Origin of the sequence: Pseudomonas sp. p1(2021b) (assembly GCF_020151015.1) — a bacterium.
GTDB lineage: Bacteria > Pseudomonadota > Gammaproteobacteria > Pseudomonadales > Pseudomonadaceae > Aquipseudomonas > Aquipseudomonas putida_K.
On the sequence record NZ_CP083746.1, the window covers coordinates 2,565,510 to 2,582,595 of the forward strand.

Below are 17,086 nucleotides of genomic sequence, written 5' to 3' on the forward strand. Positions count from 1 at the left end.
TTGCATGTGTCGAACCCGCAACCGGCTTCCTCCCCCTGCGATAAGGTTTGCACTGCCGGCCGGGATGAAGGTAGCTTCCGGAAAACGACTTTTCAGGGACTCATACCTTGGACTCACTGACCCAAGCCGTCCTCGGCGCCGCCCTGCAAGGTGCGGTGCTGGGGCGCATCCAGGGCCGTCGATCATTGTTGTATGGTGCGGCCCTTGGCACCCTGCCAGACCTCGACGTGGTCATTCGCTACGCCGACCCAGTCTCGCAGATGACCTTCCACCGAGGCTTTTCCCATTCGATCTTCGTGCTCACCGGCCTGGCCTTGCTGCTGGCGTGGCTGGTGAGTGCGATCGGCCGTAGGCGCTGGCCCGAGAAGGGCTACCGCTGGCCGAGGTTGTTCCTGGCGTTCTGGCTGGCCCTGGTGACCCACCCGATCCTCGACGCCTTCACGGTCTATGGCACCCAGCTGTTCTGGCCGTTGCACCTGACCCCGGAAAGTTGGGCGGCGGTGTTCATCATCGACCCGGTGTACACCGTGCCGTTACTGGGCGCTGTGCTGTACGCTGCGTTCAAGGGGATGCAGGGCAGGGCGATCTCGCTGCTGACCCTGGCGCTGGTGTTCAGCACCGCCTACCTGGGCTTTGGCCTGGCCGGGCGCATGGCGGCCGAACAACGCTTCCAGTTCGCGCTGGACCAGCAGGGCATCGCCGTCAGCGAGGTGCGGGCCGTGCCGCTCGCCTTCAACAGCCTGGTATGGCGGGTATTGGCCAAGACGCCCGATGGGCACTACTACGAAGGCGTCAGCAGCCTGTTCGACCGCCAGCCGCCGGAAATGCAGCGTCAGTCGTTGAACCTGGAGGCGGCCAAGGTGCTCGACGGCGTGCCGCTGCACGAACGCCTGCGCTGGTTCACCGATGGCTGGCTGCGCTATGACGTGGTAGGCGATGCCCTGGTGGTGACCGACCTGCGCATGGGCATCCCGGGCAACTACACCTTCCGCTTCAGCATGGCCCACCGTGACGACACAGGCCACTGGACCGCCGGCACCCCCACGCTGTGGCTGGGCGATGGTGTGGGCTCGATGTTCAACGCCCAGGACCTGGCACTGATCTGGCGGCGCATCGTCGAGCAACAACCCCCCCTGCCGCTGGCGGCCTGGACCCAGAAGTACCTGGGCCCGGCACAGGCCGCCGAGGCAGAGCGCTGAGCGCGATATCGGATCAGGAACGAGGCAACCGGCCAGTGACGAAATGCGCCACATCGTTGAAGCCGGGTGTCGAGGCATGCCCTGGGGTCACCAGCGAATCGATGAAGGCTTCGTCCTCGGCGGTGATCTTCACTTCCAGCGCACCCGCGTAGGTGTCCCACTGGGCCTCGGTACGCGGGCCTACGATCGCAGAGCTGACCAGGCGATTGTTCAGCACCCAGGCGATGGCGAATTCGACGATACCCACGCCCTTGGCGTCGGTATAGGCGTGGATTTTCTGGGCGATGGCCAGCGACTCCTGGCGCCACTCCACTTCCATGATGCGCTTGTCCTGTCGCCCGGCACGGCTGCCGGCATCAGGTGTCGAGCCTGGCGCGTACTTGCCGCTGAGCACGCCACGGGCCAGTGGGCTGAAGGGCACCACGCCCAGGCCATGGTAGGCGGCGGCGGTCAGCTGCTCGGGCTCGGCCTGGCGGTTGACGATGTTGTACAGCGGCTGGCTCACCACAGGCTTGGCCACGCCCAGGCGCTCGGCCAGGTTGCAGATCTCGGCGATGCGCCAGCCACGGAAATTGGACACGCCCCAGTAGCGGATCTTGCCCTGCTGCAGCAGGTCGCCGATCGCCCGCACGGTCTCTTCCAGCGGCACGTTGTGGTCTTCGCGGTGCAGGTAGTAGATGTCCAGGTAGTCCAGGCCCATGCGCGTCAGGGACGCGTCGAGGGCATTGAACAGGTGCTTGCGCGACAGCCCGCTGCGGTTGGGCACCCCGTCCACCGGGCCATAGCCGGCCTTGGAGGCGACGATCCAGTCTTGGCGATGGCGCGCCACGGCTTCACCGACGATCTCTTCGGAACGGCCATTGTTATAGACATCGGCGGTATCGATGAAGTTGATGCCCTGGTCCCAGGCCTTGTCGATGATGCGCAGCGAGTCCTCGGTGCTGGTCTGCTCGCCGAACATCATGCTGCCCAAGGTGAGCGCGGAAACCTGGAGGCCGCTATGGCCGAGGGGGCGGTAGATCATGCTGGAGGGCCTTCTGTTAGGGAGTGTCGGGTTGTTTTACACATATCCCCACAGCAATAAAAGACTTTGGCCGTCAGCCACAAGGCTTCTCCCTGAGTTTCAAGGGTTGCTCATGCGTAGGTTAAGTCTGATTCTCAATCCGGCCACGCATCGATCAATTCTCGTGCCTCACGACTGCTCAAGGGGCGCTTCATGCGCTGTGACAATGCCGCCATGGCCCTGGAATAGCCTTTGGCGATCACCGCTTCGACCTGGTCATCAACGCACTGCAAGGCGATGAAATTGCCTTGCTCCGGTTCACCGACATACTCGATGCGGTTCCAGTGACGCCCGTGCCCGAGCACTTCCAGGGTACGCCCGTGCTGGTAGGTCCAGAAGAATGGTACGTCATCGTAGCGGCGCTGCTCGCCGAGCATGTTGGCAGCGGCGATGACGCCATGCTGTTGGGCCAGGCGCCAGTGTTCGATACGCGCCGGGCGACCGGTGAGCGGGAAGGTGGCGATGTCCCCAGCGGCCCAAAGGCCTTCGGCGGCCTGCATCTCGGCGTTCACCGACAGCGACTGGTCATCGGCCAGCACCAGACCATGGACAAAGGCGGTGGCCGGTTTGACACCGACGCCCAGCAGGACCAGCGACGTCTCCAGCCGCTCGCCATTGGACAGCACCACCGCCTGGACCCTGTCCGCACCTTCGAAGCGCAGCACCTCGGTGGGGCCATGGAACAGCACGCCCTTGCGCTGGTGCAGCTCACGCAGGGTGCGACCGATACGCTCGCCCAGCTGTTTGGCCAACGGAATGTCATGACGGGTCACCACATGGACCTGCAGACCATACTTGCGCAAGGCCGAGGCTGCCTCCAGGCCGATGAAGCCATCGCCAACGATGACCACTGGTTGGCCAGGCTCGGCGGCGTCGAGCAGGTGGGCGGCGTCTTCGCGCGAGCGTAGCAGGCAGATGCCCGGCAATTGTGCACCTGGGATGTCGAGGCGCCTGGGCTTGCCGCCCGTGGCCAGCAGGGCGGCGTCGTAGTCCAGTCGCTTGCCATCGGACAGGACCACCTGGCGCTTGGCGACATCCAGGATGCGCACTTTGCCCTGTACACGATCCAGGTGGCCACGGCGCAGGTCGGCGGGGTCCAGCAGGGCAGGGACCTCGTCGGGTGGCATCTGCCCGGCGATGACGAATTTGTTCAGGGCGGTACGGTCATAGGAGGGCTGGCGTTCCTGGTCCACCCACACCAGACGGCCGCCGAAACCGTGGCCCAGTAACGTGGCCACGGCCGCACTGCCGGCGGCGCCCGCACCGATGACCACGAAACAGCGAGCATCGCTGTGACGGGGCGGGTCGCTCTCGGGCACAGCCTGGTCATCGACCCAGAGCTCGCCATCTTTGACCTGCACCGGGTAACGGCGCAGGTCCGACAGGGCCGGGGGTTCGCACACGGCGCCTTCGTCCACGGCGAAGGCCGCCTTGTGCCAAGGGCAGACCAACAGGCCCCCACACACGGCGCCTTCTTCGAGCGGGGCGCCCGCGTGGGGGCAGTTGCCTTGGTAGGCATGGACCTGGTCGCCCTGGCGAATGAGGATAATCTCTTCGTTGCCGGCCTGGGCTCGCAGGGGCTTGTGTTCGTCGAGCTGGTCGAGGCGGGCCACGCGGTGCTGGGTCATGGGGCGTCTCCTGGGAACCGTTCAGGTCCATTTGACGCCGTTGTCGCGTAGAGGGTGCAGGCAACCGACGATCGGGGATCGCAACCCCAAGCTTGTCAGTCGGCGCGCACGGCTTTCAGTGCGCCGGCACGGGTCACCCGCAGCGCCACCAGGCTGCCGAACACGATCAAGGCCGCCAGCGAATACAGCGCGGCATCGGTCGAGCCGGTCTGGTCCTTGATGAAACCGACCAGGTAAGGGCTCAGGAAGCCCGCCATCTGGCCTACCGAGTTGATGATCGCCAGGCCCGCCACGGCGGCACTGGCGCTGAGCAGGGCCGTCGGCATCGGCCAGAACATCGGCAGGCCGGTGAGCGCGCCCATGGTGGCGATGGACAGGCCGAGCAGGGCGATGGTCGGGTTCTGGGCGAAGTTCACCGCGATCAGCAGGCCGATGGCGCCCATCAGCATCGGTACCACCAGGTGCCAGCGGCGTTCGTTGCGCAGGTCTGCCGAGCGGCCGACGACGATCATGAACACCCCGGCCAGCAGGTACGGGATGGCGCTCAGCCAACCGATCAGCAGCGGGCTGTCGAAGCCCAGGTTCTTGATGATCGACGGCAGCCAGAAGTTGATCGCGTACACACCGCTCTGGATGCAGAAGTAGACGAAGCCGAAGGTCCAGATCAGCGGGTTACCCAGCACGGCGAGCACGCCATCACCGCGTGCGGCTGGCTTGGAGGCGGCGTCGGCCTTGAGGTCGGCCTCGATCAGCTGGCGTTCGGCTGGGCTCAGCCAGGCCGCTTTCTGGTAGCCGTCGCTGAGCAGCATGATTGCCAGGATACCCAGGGCTACGGTGGGCAGGCCCTGGATCAGGAACATCCACTGCCAGCCGGCCAGGCCATGCTGGCCGGCGGCGAAGTGGTCGAGGATCCAGCCGGAGAATGGCCCGCCGAGCAGGCCGGAGACCGGGATCGCCGACATGAACAGCGCCATGATACGGCCACGACGGTCGGCCGGGAACCAGCGCGAAAGGTACAGCACCACACCCGGGAAGAAGCCCGCCTCGGCGGCGCCGGTGAGCAGGCGCAGGGCGTAGAACTCGGTGGGGGTGGTGACGAACAGCAGGCAAGTCGAAAGGCTACCCCAGGCGATCATCATCACCGCGATCCAGCGCCGCGGGCCGAAGCGGTTGAGCGCCAGGTTGCTGGGCAGGCCGCACAGCACGTAGCCGATGAAGAAGATCCCGGCCCCGAGGCCATAGACGGTTTCGCTGAACTGCAGCGCATCGAGCATCTGCAGCTTGGCGAAGCCGACGTTGACGCGGTCCAGGTAGTTGAACAGGTAGCAGATGAAAATGAACGGAATCAGCCGCAGGGTGATGCGCCGGTAGAGCGCATCGCGGGTGATGTCTTTGCCTTGGTCAGGGGCGGGGCTGTATGCCATGATCGGGTTCTCTTTTGTTATGGTTGTCGCCGCGTCGCCTGTTCCGGCGCTCGCCCTGACGAGTCTCGGTGAGCGCAGCGCGGCTGTCTTTGTGCTTTTGCACAGCCTCTGGCACGGCCTGCTGTGCCGGCGACCAAAGCCTACCAAGGATCCTTGCATGTTCGAACTGGACCACGACCTGGCGCAGGACATCGTCGACCGGGCGATGGCCATCCTCCCGTGCAACGTCAATGTCATGGACAGCCAGGGCCTGATCCTGGGCAGTGGCGAGCCGGAGCGGATCAACACCCGCCACGAGGGCGCGCAACTGGTACTGGCCAACGGCCGGATCGTCGAGCTGGACGTGGACGCGGCCAAGTGCCTGAAGGGCGTGCAGCCGGGAGTGAACCTGCCCTTGATGCTCGATGGCCGGCTGATCGGGGTGCTGGGCCTGACGGGTGACCCACAGCAGTTGCGCACCTATGGCGAATTGGTGCGCATGACCGCCGAGATGCTCCTGGCCCAGCGCCACCTGCAGGTGGAGCAGCAATGGCGGCGCCAGCGCTGCGATGACCTGCTGGCCTTGCTGCTGGGCAGCAGCGGCGACTCGCCACGTTTGCTCGACGAGGCCCAACAGCTGGGGCTCAAACCCCAATTGGCACGGGTCCCTTGCCTGTTCGAGCTCGAGTCCGGGCCACCGGCGGAAACCTTGGCTGGCTGGTTGATGAGTCGCTTCCCGGACAGCTGGTGCGTCAGTCCCGCACGGCATTCGCTGCTCTGGTGCCGCCCGGCGAACGTGGCCTTGGACGAGCAGCGCCTGGTGGAGCGCCTGGCGCGCCATGGCTGGAAGGTCGAACGCCTGGCCCTGGGTAACGTGGCCCATAGCCTGGAGCAGTTGCGCCGCGGCTATCGGCGGATTCGCGACCTGCTGGCCTATGGCCGCGAAGTGCTGCCAGGCGAGCGCCTGCTCAGCCTTGGTCGTTACCGGTTGCCGGCCTTGCTCTGGCGCCACCGCAACGACGACGCCCTGGACGAACTGCTCGAGCCGTTGCAGCGCATCCGCGCCAAGGACACCAGCGGGCAATTGCTGGCGACCCTACGCGCCTGGTGCGCCCACGACGGGCAGAGCCAGGCCTGTGCAGACGCGCTGGGCATTCACCGCAACAGCCTGCGCTACCGCCTGGAGCGCATTGCCGAAGTCGGCGAGGTGGACCCATTGCGGCTGGAAGGCATGCTGAGCTTGTATTTGGGGTTGCAGTTGCTGCCGGCGGAATAGGCCTGGCTGTGTAGCGCGTGCTCCGCCCGATCGCCGGCAAGGCTGGCGCGAAGGCATTCGCCCAAACACCACCACCACGCTTTTGTGCATTCGCCAGAGGCCACCTTGCGCTACACCTGTCAGCATGCGGGCTATCTGGATCAGGAGAATCCCCATGAAAGTCGTCATCGCCCCCGATTCGTTCAAGGACAGCCTCGACGCTGCCGGTGTCGCCCGTGCCATCGGCACCGGTCTGGCCGAAGTCTGGCCGGACGCGGAGCTGGTCGAATGCCCCATGGCCGACGGTGGCGAAGGCACCATGGAGGCGATCCTCGCCGCCAGCCAGGGCGAACTGCGCCGTCAGGTGGTGCGTGGCCCGCTGGGTGCGCCGGTCGAAGCCGGTTGGGGATGGCTGGCATCCAGCCGCACGGCGATCATCGAAATGGCCCAGGCCAGCGGCCTGCAACTGGTGCCCACCGGCCAGCGCGACGCCTGCCGCAGCAGCACCTGGGGCACCGGCGAGCTGATCGCCGCCGCCCTGGCGGCCGGTGCCACGCGTATCGTCCTGGCCATCGGCGGCAGCGCCACCAACGATGGCGGCAGCGGTATGCTGCGTGCGCTGGGCTTACGCTTGCTGGATGCGAACGGCCAACCGCTGGCAGAAGGCGGGCAGGCCTTGGCCGGCCTGGCGCACATCGACGCCAGCGACCTGGACCCTCGTTTGGCGGAAGTCCAGGTGGAAGTGGCTGCCGATGTCGACAACCCCCTGTGTGGCCCCCATGGCGCTTCGGCGATCTTTGGCCCGCAAAAAGGTGCAAGCCCAGAGCAAGTGCAGGCGCTGGACCAGGCCCTGGGGCATTTCGCCGACCATTGCGCGCAACTGCTGGGCGAAGATGTACGCGATTTCCCAGGCTGCGGTGCGGCCGGAGGCATGGGTTTCGCCGCCAAGGCGTTCATGGGCGCGCGCTTCCGCCCTGGCGTCGAAGTGGTCGCGGACCTTGCCGGCCTCGACGCGCTGGTGCAAGGCGCCGACCTGGTGATCACCGGGGAAGGGCGCTTCGACGCCCAGACCCTGCGCGGCAAGACGCCCATGGGCGTGGCCCGCGTCGCCAAGCGCCATGGCGTACCCGTGGTGGTGCTGGCCGGTACCCTCGGCGAGGGCTACCAGCAACTTTACGCCCACGGTATCGACGCCGCGTTTGCCCTGGCCAGTGGGCCGATGACCCTGGAGCGGGCCTGTGCCGAGGCCGGACTACTGCTCAGGGCGCGGGCGACCGACATTGCCAGGCTTTGGCAGGTGGCGCGGCGCTGAAGCGCGGGTTGCCACCACCCAGCAAGCAGCTTGTCACGGGGCTAGACTGCCTGGTTGGCGTCAACGGAATTGGGGGAAAACCCTCATTGTCGCCGGCCAACCTGGCACCTAGCATGGATTTCGCCAATCCAACCCAGCTGGAGAACACCATGACGAGCCCCCAGAACGACAAGCGCCCCACACCGGACCCCGCCGAAGACAACGCGTTCTTCCCTTCGCCTTATTCGCTCAGCCAGTTCACTGCGCCCAAGTCCGACCTCAGTGGCGCCGACTACCCCAGACCCTACACCGGCGGCCGCTGGAAGGTGCTGATGATCGGTGCCGACGAGCGCTATCTGCTGACCGACAATGGCACCATGTTCTCTACCGGCAACCATCCCGTGGAAACCCTGTTGCCGATGTATCACCTGGACAAGGCCGGCTTCACCTTCGACGTGGCGACGTTGTCCGGCAACCCGGTGAAGTTCGAGTTCTGGGCGATGCCTTCGGAGGATGCGGAGGTCAAGGGCCTGTATGCCCGCTACCGGGATGCGTTCAAGCAGCCGCTCAAGCTTGCCGATGTGATCGAGCGGGCACTGGGCCCGGATTCGGACTATATCGCTGTGTTCATCCCCGGCGGCCATGGTGCCCTGATCGGCCTGCCTGAAAGCCGGGACGTCAAGCGGGTGCTGCAATGGGCGGCAGCGCAGGACAAGTTCGTGATCTCCCTGTGCCACGGGCCCGCCGCGCTGCTGGCTGCAGGGCTCGATGAAACCCGCGAAAGCTGCATCTACAACGGCTACCGTATCTGCGCCTTCCCCGATGACCTGGACGCCAAGACCCCCGACATCGGCTACATGCCCGGCCACCTGACCTGGAAGTTCGGCGAGCAGCTCAAGGCCCTGGGGGTGGAAATCGTCAACCAGGATATCTCTGGCGCGACCCTGCGCGACCGCAAGCTGCTCACCGGTGACAGCCCACTGGCCGGGAACGCGCTCGGCAAGCTGGCGGCTGCCGCGCTGCTCGAGGAGGTCGGCGCAGGATGAGCCGACTACTCGTCGAGCGTGTATTCGCCACCGCCTTGACGATCGAGGGCGCCACGGCGCTCACGGTCGTCCAGGACGCCGTGCGCGGCTACGCCAGCCCACTGGGGTACGACCGCTTCGTGCTGTTCTCCGCTACAGCGGCGCGAGACGAGGTGGTCGAGCGCATTCATTGGGTCGAGGGCAACTGGTTCGGCGACCAGTCGCCGGTGGATGCCGAAACCTATGTGCGCCATTGCCCGGTGACCCGCCATATCTTGCACGCACGTGCACCGTTCTACTGGAGCAAGGTGTCGGTGGACGGCAACGAACGCTACCGGGTAGTGCGCGCACCCGGTGGCCCCGGCGTCCATGGCCTGCAGGTTCCGGTGTTCGGCCCGGCAGGGTTGGAGGGGGCGATGAGCTTGGGCGGCGAACGGATCGACACGTCGCCACGTGAGCGGCTGGCCTTGACCATGCTGGCGACAGCGGCGTTCTGGGCTGCCCGGCGTTTACTGGAGGCACCGGTCGACAGCCATGTGCGTCAGCTCTCCGAGCGTGAGCGGGAGGTGCTGGCCTGGACCGCTGCCGGGCGACGCCAGGCCGACATTGCCGCGACCCTTGGCCTGTCGCCGCGCACGGTGGAGAATCACCTGCGCTCGGCACGCCGTCGGCTTGGCGTCGATACGACCGCACAAGCGGTCAGGGTCGCCTTGCGCAACGGCGAGCTGGCGGACATGGGCGATTGAACTCAAGCGTCGACGGTGAGCACCACCTTGCCCATGTGCTGACCACTTTCCATCAAAGCATGGGCTTTGGCTGCCTCGGTGAGGTCGAAGGTACGGAAGATCAGGGGTTTGACTGCGCCGCTGCGAACATGAGGCCAGACCTGTTCTTGCAACTGGGCGATGATCTGCGCCTTGTCGTCGGCGCTGCGCGAGCGCAGGGTCGAGCCGACAAGGGTCAGGCGCTTGGTCAGCAACGGGAACAGGTCCAGCTGCGGCGCGGGGCCCTTGAGCACGCCGATCTGCACGATCCGGCCGTTCAAGGCGGCGGCCTGGAAGTTACGAGCCACGTAATCGCCGGCAATGATGTCGACGATCACATCCACGCCTTGGCCGTCGGTATGGTGCAGTACTTCACGGGCAAAATCCTGGCGGTTGTAGTCGATCGCCACATCGGCGCCCAGGGCCCGGCTGGCCGCCTGCTGTTCAGGGTTGGCCACGGTGGTGAAGATCCGCGAGGCGCCGAGGGTCTTGGCCAGCATGGTCGCAGTGGTACCGATGCCGGAGACACCACCATGGATCAGCACCGATTCGCCGGCCTTGAAGGCGCCACGCTGGAACAGGTTGACCCAGACGGTCATGAAGGTTTCCGGCAGGGCGGCGGCCTCCACCATTGCCAGGCCTTCGGGCAGGTGCAGGGTGGTGCGCTCATCGGCGACTGCGTACTCGGCGTAGCCCCCGCCGGTCACCAAGGCGATCACCGGGTCGCCAATGGCAAAATGCCGAACCTCGTGGCCCAAGGCGACGACCTCGCCGGCGATTTCCAGGCCGGGAATGTCCGAAGCGCCGGCGGGCGGGTCGTACAGGCCCTTGCGTTGAAGCAGGTCCGGGCCGTTGACGCCGGCTGCCCGTACCTTGATCAGCACCTCCCGTGCGCCAGGCGTGGGCACGGTCCGGCGAGTGGGCTTGAGGACATCGGGGGCGCCTGGTTGGCTGATTTCGATGGCCATCATGTCGAAGCGTTTGTTCATGGGTTCCAGCCTTTTCGTGTAGGAGACTGCATGAAAGGGTACGGAACTGCGTTGTTGAGGGCGCGCGGCGATTTTGCGGCGCCTTGTTGCAGATGTGCTGCGAGGAAGAACATCGATGAATTGGGATGACGCCAGGATCCTGCTGGCCCTGGGCCGCGAACTGACATTGCGCCGTGCCGCACGGGTGTTGCGGATCGACCAGGCCACCGTGGGGCGGCGTATTGCCGCGCTGGAGGCGGATCTGGGCTCGACCCTGTTCCTGCGAACCCCGGGGGGTTACCAGCTGACCAGCATCGGCGAAGAAGCATTCGCGCTTGCACAAAAGGTCGAAAGTGCCGCACTGGAGCTGACCCGACGTATCGGCGGGGTCGACAGTGAAGGCGCGGGCGAGGTACGGATCTCCACTACCGACTCGCTGGCCTGCGACTTCGTGTTGCCGGCGCTGCGCGCGCTTCACCTGGAGCACCCGGACATCCGCGTGGTGCTGCATGGCGCCTCGGAGCTGGTCAACCTGTCGCAACGGGAGACCGATATCGCCATCCGCAACCTGCGTCCGGACAACCCGGACCTGATCCTGCGCAAACTCGCCAGTTGGCCGATGGGGCTGTATGCCAGTGCCGAGTACCTGCAGCAGCATGGCGAGCCGGTGCCGGGCAGCGGTTTCGCCGGGCACGATCTGGTGATGTACGAGCCGTATTGGCGCGACCGGCCGGTCCCGACATTGGTCGATGAGGCGATCGACCAGGGGCGGGTAGTGGCGGCGGTGAACTCAAGCCTGATGGTGCGCCGCGCCATCGCCGAAGGGCTGGGTATCGGCGAGATCCCCATCGACATGGGCGAGCGCGACGGGCTGGTGCGCCTATGGCCGGCGCGCCAGCGCAAGGATCTCTACGAGGTGTGGATGGTCACCCACAAGGACCTTCGCCACACAGCCCGGATACGCCTGATCATCGAGCAATTGGCCCGGGCCTTCGCGCGCTGAGGCTCAGTCCTTGATCAACGCCCGCAACGCAGCCTTCGCCTCGGCACTCTGCAAGCGCTCGACGAACAACTGGCTTTCACGCTCCACCGTGGCCTCCAGCTGCGCCCGGTAACCGTCCTTGAGCAGCCGCTTGCTGATGCGCAGGGCCTCCTGGGGCATCGCCTGCAGCTTGCGCGCCAGCTGCCGGGCGGCGGCCAGGCACTGCTCGCCATCCTCATGCAGCTCATTGGCCAGGCCCCAGGCCACAGCCTGTTCACCCGTGAGCAGTTCGTTGGCCAGCAGCAACCGCGCGGCCCGGGCGTGGCCAAGCAGCCGGGGCAGCAACAGGCTCGAACCGAACTCCGGGCACACCCCCAACGGGGCGAACGGCATGCGCAGCTTGGCCGAGCGGCTCACCAGCACCTGGTCGCAGTGCAGCAGCAGGGTGGTGCCGATGCCGATGGCCGGGCCATTGACGGCGGCGATCAGCGGCTTGGCCAAGCCCATGACCACCCGCATCAGGCGGAACACAGGGCTGTCGCGGTCGCGGGGCGGGTTGTCGAGGAAATCGCGCAGATCGTTGCCGGCGCTGAAGGTCTGCGCGCCGCCGGTGATCAGGATGACCTCGACCAGCGGGTCTTCGTCGGCTGCGCGCAGCAGGTCGCCCAGCTGGCGATACATGGCGACGTTCAGGGCGTTGAGTTTGTCGGGGCGGTTGAAGGTCAGGGTCAGCAGGCCCTGGTCCAGCGCGTAGGTGATCAGGTCGTTCATGGCAGCCGCTTTTGTTGTTGTGGTCGGGGCCCCGAGGCACGGACGCCGGGCCGGAGGCAGGGAGGGTTTATCACGCTGCTCGGCTTGTTGTACAGTCGTTCAGCCAGACTAGTCCCGATGAGAATCACGATGAGCCAGGAAGCCCGCTACAACCGTATGCTGCCGGAACTGCGCAAGGCCAACCTGGTCGAGGCGACCCTTGCCTGCCTGAAGCGGCACGGCTTCCAGGGTGCGTCGATCCGCAAGATCTCGGCCGAGGCCGGGGTGTCGGTGGGGCTGATCAGCCATCACTATTCGGGCAAGGACGAACTGGTCGCCGACGCCTACATGGCAGTGACCGGGCGGGTCATGGGCCTGCTGCGCGAAGCCATGGCCCAGGCGGCGCCCAATGCCCGCGAGCGGCTGTCAGCGTTCTTTCGTGCTTCGTTCTGTGCCGAGCTGCTCGACCCGCAACTGCTCGATGCCTGGCTGGCATTCTGGGGCGCGGTGAAAACGGCCGACGCCATCAACCAGGTGCATGACCATTCCTACGGCGAGTACCGCAACGAACTGAGCCGCCTGCTGGGCGCGCTGGCCAGCGAGGAAGGCTGGCAGGGCTTCGACGCGGACCTTGCCGCCATCAGCCTGAGCGCCTTGCTCGACGGCTTGTGGCTCGAATCCGGGCTCAACCCCGGAACCTTCTCGCCGGAGCAGGGGGTGTTGATCTGCGAAGCCTGGGTAGACGGCCTGCAGGCAGGGGGGCGGCGGCGCTTCAGTGTGACCGGGGGCTGTTGATCGCCTGTTCAGTAACGGGTACGCTGCCGTCGCGGGTTCGAAGCACAACACCAATAAGAAAAGAGACAACACGCAATGACGCCTCGGGTACTGGTCGTCGATGACGATCCGCTTATTCGCGACTTGCTGCATGCCTACCTGTCCCAGGAAGGCTACGACGTCCACAGCGCCGACACGGCCGAGCAGGCCGATGCCTTCCTCGCCAGCCAGGATGTCGACCTGGTGCTGCTGGACATCCGCCTGCCGGGCAAGGACGGCCTGACCCTGACCCGCGAACTGCGGGTGCGCTCGGAGGTGGGCATCATCCTTATCACCGGCCGCAACGACGAGATCGACCGCATCGTCGGCCTGGAATGCGGCGCTGACGACTACGTGATCAAGCCGCTCAACCCCCGCGAGCTGGTGTCGCGCGCCAAGAACCTGATCCGCCGCGTGCGCCATGCCCGTATCGCCCAGCCCGCACCGCCATGCACCCAATCACTCAAGCAGTTCGCCGACTGGTCGCTCGATACCGACCGGCGCCGGCTGATCGACCCCGACGGCGGCGAGACCCTGCTCACCCATGGCGAATTCCAGCTGCTCAGCGTGTTCCTGCGCAACAGTGGCCATACCCTGACCCGCGACCAGTTGATGGACCAGATCCGCAACCGCGAATGGGTGCCCAACGATCGCTCCATCGACGTGCTGGTCGGCCGCCTGCGGCGCAAGCTGCACGACGACCCGGCCGAGCCGCACCTGATCATCACCATCCACGGCACCGGCTACCTGTTCACCGCCAGCGTGGCGGCCTGAACCCCATGGCCCGCCTGCTGGTGCTGGCCCTGGTGCTGCTGAGCCTGCAGGCCGGGGCCGGGGAGCGCATCCGTTATTGCGATTACCCGGTCTACCCGCCGATTTCCTGGAGCGACGGGCGCCAGGTACGTGGCCTGGCGCCGACCGTGGTACGTGAGCTGCTCGGGCGCCTGGGCTACGAGGTGCAGATCGTGGTACTGGGCAACTGGAAGCGCTGCCTGATGGACGCTGCTGCCGGGCGGGTCGACGTGGTGCTGGCCTACAACACCGACCAGCGTGACCAGAGCATGCGCTTTTCCACGGTGCCGGTGCTGCGCGAGGAAGTGGCGGTGTTCTACAACCGGCACCGGCCGGTGCATTTCGAGCGCATCGAAGACCTGGCCGGCTATCGCGGCGGGCTGCTGTTCGGCGAGAGTTATGGTGCTGAGTTCGACCGTTTCGTGGCGCGGCACCAGAACATCGAGTGGGTATCCTCCAGCCAGCAGAACTTCGGCAAGCTGATCCGCGGTCGCATCGATTTCGTCATCCAGGAGCGGCGCACCGGCGAGCTGTTCATCGAACATCTGCCCGGTGCCGAGGACATCCAGGCCCTGCCCAAGGCCCTGAGCGTGGACTACCTGCGTGTCGCGGTGTCGCGCCACTCGCCCCTGAGCCAGAAGATGGACGCCATCGATGCGCAACTGCAGCGCATGACCGACAGCGGCGAAATCGACGGCTGGCTGGGGCAGAGCGAGGTGACCTACCGCGACATGATCAACCTGCCGGCGAACGCACGATGATCCGCCTGCACACCGATGGCCTGCTGCGCCGCCTGCTGCTGTTCATCTTCCTGTTCAGCCTGTGCTTCACCGTGCTGGCAAGCTCCGTGCAGCTGTATTTCGAGTACCGCCGGGAAATGCGCGACATCGAGGCGCGCATGGACCTGATCCGCGCCGGCTACCTGGCCAGCCTGGAGCGCAGCCTGTGGGACCTGGACGAGGCGCAGCTGGACGTGCAGTTACGCGGCCTGGTGGACTTCTCCGATGTGGCCCGGGTGCGGCTGCAGAGCGACGACTTCCGGTTGCTGCGCGGCGAGGCCGAGCCCAAGGGGCCGCTGCGCATCGAGCGCTTCGCGTTGGACTACCAGCCGCCTTCGGGGCCGTTGCGCCACTTGGGCGAGCTGGAAGTCAGCATCGACCTGGGGGCGGTGCACCGGCGCCTGTTCGCCACAGGACTCACCAGCCTCCTATGGATGGGCGTATTCCTGTGCGGTCTGGCAGTGGCGCTGTCGGGATTGTTCTACCGCCTGGTGACACGCCACCTGCAGGTGATGGCCGAGTTTGCCCGGCGTATCGGCGCCGGGCAGTGGCAGGAACCTCTGCGCCTGGGCCGGCGTCGCTCGGCGCGCCCGGACGAGATCGACACCGTGGCCCATGCCCTGGATGACATGCGCCGGGCGATTCTCAGCGACATCGAGCGCCGCGAGCTGGACCGGTTGGCCCTGCAGGACAAGCGCGACGAGCTGCAGGCCATGGTCGAGCGGCGCACCGAGAGCCTGGCACGGGCCAAGGACGAGGCCGAGGCGGCGAACCTGGCCAAGTCACGTTTCCTGGCCACCATGAGCCATGAGCTGCGCACGCCCCTGAACGGCATCCTCGGCATGGCTGAACTGCTGCGCGGCGGGCGCCTGGACGACCTCGACCGGCAACGCCTGGACGCGTTGTACAAGGCCGGGGAAGGGTTGCTCACGATCCTCAACGAAGTGCTGTATTTTGCCCGTCTGGAGGAGGGGGAAAGCCGCCCGGACCGGGTCGACTTCTCCCTGCGTCAGCTGTGCGAGGAGGTCATGACCCTGCTCGAGCCCCGGGCCGTGGGCAACGGTAACCGCCTGCATTGCCAGGTCGACCCGCAACTGGCCGCCTTCCAGTACGGTGCCGAGCAGTACCTGCGCCAGGTGCTGAGCAACCTGCTGGCCAACGCCATCAAGTTCACCGAGCACGGGCAGGTCAGCGTCCAGGTCCAGGTGCTGGGCAACCAGGGGGCGGGCCAGCGGGTGAGGGTAGAGGTCAGCGACGATGGCATCGGCATCGCCCCGGCCATGCAGGCCAGGATCTTCGAGCGCTTCACTCAGGCCAGCGACGCCGTGGCGCGGCGCTATGGCGGCACGGGCCTGGGCCTGGCGATCTGCAAGCACCTGGTGGAGAAGCTGGGCGGTCGCATCGGCCTGGACAGCGCCGAGGGGCAGGGCAGTTGCTTCTGGTTCGAGCTGGAGCTGGCCCGCGGCCGGCAGCCACAGGCTCAGGCGCCCATTCGCCAGGCTTCCCAGGCGCTGGATATCCTGGTGGTCGAGGACGTGCCGCTCAACCGCGAAGTGGCCGGCGGCCTGCTCACCCGCGACGGCCATCAGGTCAGCTTTGCCGAAGACGCCGCGCAGGCCCTGGCCATGTGCGCGCGCCACCGCTTCGACCTGATCCTGCTGGATGTGCACCTGCCGGGCATGAGTGGCGTGGAGTTGTGCCGGCAATTGCGCGCCACGGCAGGGCCCAATCGCGATACCCGGATCCTGGCCTTGACCGCCGGTGTTCAGCCCGCCCAGGTGCCCGGCTACCTGGACGCGGGCATGCAGGGCGTGCTGGCCAAGCCGCTGCGCCTGGACAGCCTGCGCCAGGCCCTGGCCGAGGCGGCGCCGACGATGCCGGCCAAGGCGCCGGAGCAAAGCGTGGACTGGGCATTGCTGCAGACCCACCGCACGCTGCTCGGCGAGCAGAAGGTGCAGGGCTTGCTGGTGGGCCTGCGCCAGGCCATCGAGCAGCACCAGGCGGCCTTGGCCCAGGCCCTGCAAGCCAGGGACTGCACCGAGGTCGTGCACCTGGCCCATCGCCTGGCGGGCAGCAGCGACTCCCTGGGCTTTCGTGGCCTGGCAGCAGTGCTGCGGCGCCTGGAGGATGCCGCCTCGGCCGATGACCTGGCGGCACTCGAAGGCCTCGGCGACCCCTTGGCCGAGCAATTTGCCGCAGCGCATGACACCCTGGAACGCCTGATCCAGGGCTGACGTACAAAAAAGTTACGACTTTTTACATCTTCGATCCTTTCGTACAACGGCACCTTACATCCGTTTCCAATAATCGATCGCAACCGTGCTCCACACGGTCCATGAGGCTTATTGGAGATAACAATAATGAACTGCCGTAA

Annotated in this window: 15 protein-coding genes; 10 read left to right on the forward strand and 5 right to left on the reverse strand. The window is 66.3% G+C overall.

Features of this window, described 5'->3' with window-relative positions; genetic code table 11:
• Positions 1 to 107: 107 nt before the first annotated feature.
• Entirely contained in the window at positions 108 to 1,199 is a 1,092-nt protein-coding gene (locus K8374_RS11825) for a metal-dependent hydrolase (RefSeq protein WP_224459199.1), read from the forward strand.
• Positions 1,200 to 1,212: 13 nt separating this feature from the next.
• On the opposite strand, the gene K8374_RS11830 is transcribed toward K8374_RS11825, so the two are convergent.
• From K8374_RS11830 to K8374_RS11840, 3 genes are all read right to left on the reverse strand, one after another.
• Positions 1,213 to 2,223, reverse strand: a complete 1,011-nt coding sequence (locus K8374_RS11830) for an aldo/keto reductase (RefSeq protein WP_224459200.1) — start codon at positions 2,221 to 2,223, stop codon at positions 1,213 to 1,215.
• A 134-nt stretch (positions 2,224 to 2,357) separates the two neighbouring features.
• Complete coding sequence (locus K8374_RS11835) at positions 2,358 to 3,890, reverse strand: FAD-dependent oxidoreductase (RefSeq protein ID WP_224459201.1); 1,533 nt, start codon at positions 3,888 to 3,890, stop codon at positions 2,358 to 2,360.
• A 95-nt stretch (positions 3,891 to 3,985) separates the two neighbouring features.
• Positions 3,986 to 5,314 carry an MFS transporter gene (locus K8374_RS11840; protein ID WP_224459202.1) on the reverse strand — a complete coding sequence of 443 codons (1,329 nt, stop codon included), beginning with the start codon at positions 5,312 to 5,314 and terminating at the stop codon, positions 3,986 to 3,988.
• 157 nt (positions 5,315 to 5,471) lie between these two features.
• On the opposite strand from K8374_RS11840, the gene K8374_RS11845 reads away from it, so the two are divergent.
• From K8374_RS11845 to K8374_RS11860, 4 genes are all read left to right on the forward strand, one after another.
• A complete protein-coding gene (locus tag K8374_RS11845; RefSeq protein ID WP_224459203.1) occupies positions 5,472 to 6,569 on the forward strand; it encodes a sugar diacid recognition domain-containing protein in 1,098 nt (365 codons plus the stop codon).
• 154 nt (positions 6,570 to 6,723) lie between these two features.
• Positions 6,724 to 7,860, forward strand: a complete 1,137-nt coding sequence (locus K8374_RS11850; protein ID WP_224459204.1) for a glycerate kinase — start codon at positions 6,724 to 6,726, stop codon at positions 7,858 to 7,860.
• 149 nt (positions 7,861 to 8,009) lie between these two features.
• A complete protein-coding gene (hchA, locus tag K8374_RS11855) occupies positions 8,010 to 8,885 on the forward strand; it encodes a glyoxalase III HchA (RefSeq protein WP_224459205.1) in 876 nt (291 codons plus the stop codon).
• Positions 8,882 to 9,610 (forward strand): PA1136 family autoinducer-binding transcriptional regulator, encoded by a 729-nt coding sequence (locus K8374_RS11860; protein WP_224459206.1) that lies wholly within the window; start codon positions 8,882 to 8,884, stop codon positions 9,608 to 9,610. The genes hchA and K8374_RS11860 overlap by 4 nt, the downstream gene beginning before the upstream one ends.
• Positions 9,611 to 9,612: 2 nt before the next feature.
• Here the strand turns inward: K8374_RS11860 and K8374_RS11865 are convergent, their stop codons facing one another.
• Positions 9,613 to 10,599 (reverse strand): NAD(P)H-quinone oxidoreductase, encoded by a 987-nt coding sequence (locus tag K8374_RS11865; protein WP_224459315.1) that lies wholly within the window; start codon positions 10,597 to 10,599, stop codon positions 9,613 to 9,615.
• A 133-nt stretch (positions 10,600 to 10,732) separates the two neighbouring features.
• On the opposite strand from K8374_RS11865, the gene K8374_RS11870 reads away from it, so the two are divergent.
• On the forward strand, positions 10,733 to 11,599 hold the full coding sequence (locus K8374_RS11870) for a LysR family transcriptional regulator (RefSeq protein WP_224459207.1): 867 nt from the start codon (positions 10,733 to 10,735) through the stop codon (positions 11,597 to 11,599).
• A 3-nt stretch (positions 11,600 to 11,602) separates the two neighbouring features.
• Here the strand turns inward: K8374_RS11870 and K8374_RS11875 are convergent, their stop codons facing one another.
• On the reverse strand, positions 11,603 to 12,349 hold the full coding sequence (locus tag K8374_RS11875) for an enoyl-CoA hydratase (protein WP_224459208.1): 747 nt from the start codon (positions 12,347 to 12,349) through the stop codon (positions 11,603 to 11,605).
• 129 nt (positions 12,350 to 12,478) lie between these two features.
• On the opposite strand from K8374_RS11875, the gene K8374_RS11880 reads away from it, so the two are divergent.
• The 4 genes from K8374_RS11880 to K8374_RS11895 all read left to right on the forward strand — a co-directional run bounded on the left by K8374_RS11880 (position 12,479) and on the right by K8374_RS11895 (position 16,946).
• Complete coding sequence (locus tag K8374_RS11880) at positions 12,479 to 13,123, forward strand: TetR family transcriptional regulator C-terminal domain-containing protein (protein ID WP_224459209.1); 645 nt, start codon at positions 12,479 to 12,481, stop codon at positions 13,121 to 13,123.
• Positions 13,124 to 13,198: 75 nt separating this feature from the next.
• On the forward strand, positions 13,199 to 13,915 hold the full coding sequence (locus tag K8374_RS11885; RefSeq protein WP_224459210.1) for a response regulator: 717 nt from the start codon (positions 13,199 to 13,201) through the stop codon (positions 13,913 to 13,915).
• A 5-nt stretch (positions 13,916 to 13,920) separates the two neighbouring features.
• The gene (locus K8374_RS11890; RefSeq protein ID WP_224459211.1) at positions 13,921 to 14,694 is read left to right on the forward strand and encodes a substrate-binding periplasmic protein; all 774 of its coding nucleotides are present in this window, start codon (positions 13,921 to 13,923) and stop codon (positions 14,692 to 14,694) included.
• Positions 14,691 to 16,946 (forward strand): ATP-binding protein, encoded by a 2,256-nt coding sequence (locus K8374_RS11895; RefSeq protein ID WP_224459213.1) that lies wholly within the window; start codon positions 14,691 to 14,693, stop codon positions 16,944 to 16,946. Before K8374_RS11890 ends, K8374_RS11895 begins: the two co-directional genes overlap by 4 nt.
• Positions 16,947 to 17,086 lie beyond the last annotated feature (140 nt).

Bases quoted from the DNA above. Each gene is read 5' to 3' on its own strand.
- K8374_RS11830 (WP_224459200.1), bottom strand. From the start codon at position 2,223: ATGATCTACCGCCCCCTCGGCCATAGCGGCCTCCAGGTTTCCGCGCTC.
- K8374_RS11875 (WP_224459208.1), bottom strand. From the start codon at position 12,349: ATGAACGACCTGATCACCTACGCGCTGGACCAGGGCCTGCTGACCCTG.
- K8374_RS11870 (WP_224459207.1), top strand. From the start codon at position 10,733: ATGAATTGGGATGACGCCAGGATCCTGCTGGCCCTGGGCCGCGAACTG.
- K8374_RS11845 (WP_224459203.1), top strand. From the start codon at position 5,472: ATGTTCGAACTGGACCACGACCTGGCGCAGGACATCGTCGACCGGGCG.
- K8374_RS11835 (WP_224459201.1), bottom strand. From the start codon at position 3,890: ATGACCCAGCACCGCGTGGCCCGCCTCGACCAGCTCGACGAACACAAG.
- K8374_RS11840 (WP_224459202.1), bottom strand. From the start codon at position 5,314: ATGGCATACAGCCCCGCCCCTGACCAAGGCAAAGACATCACCCGCGAT.
- K8374_RS11895 (WP_224459213.1), top strand. From the start codon at position 14,691: ATGATCCGCCTGCACACCGATGGCCTGCTGCGCCGCCTGCTGCTGTTC.
- hchA (WP_224459205.1), top strand. From the start codon at position 8,010: ATGACGAGCCCCCAGAACGACAAGCGCCCCACACCGGACCCCGCCGAA.
- K8374_RS11860 (WP_224459206.1), top strand. From the start codon at position 8,882: ATGAGCCGACTACTCGTCGAGCGTGTATTCGCCACCGCCTTGACGATC.
- K8374_RS11885 (WP_224459210.1), top strand. From the start codon at position 13,199: ATGACGCCTCGGGTACTGGTCGTCGATGACGATCCGCTTATTCGCGAC.
- K8374_RS11880 (WP_224459209.1), top strand. From the start codon at position 12,479: ATGAGCCAGGAAGCCCGCTACAACCGTATGCTGCCGGAACTGCGCAAG.
- K8374_RS11850 (WP_224459204.1), top strand. From the start codon at position 6,724: ATGAAAGTCGTCATCGCCCCCGATTCGTTCAAGGACAGCCTCGACGCT.
- K8374_RS11890 (WP_224459211.1), top strand. From the start codon at position 13,921: ATGGCCCGCCTGCTGGTGCTGGCCCTGGTGCTGCTGAGCCTGCAGGCC.
- K8374_RS11865 (WP_224459315.1), bottom strand. From the start codon at position 10,599: ATGATGGCCATCGAAATCAGCCAACCAGGCGCCCCCGATGTCCTCAAG.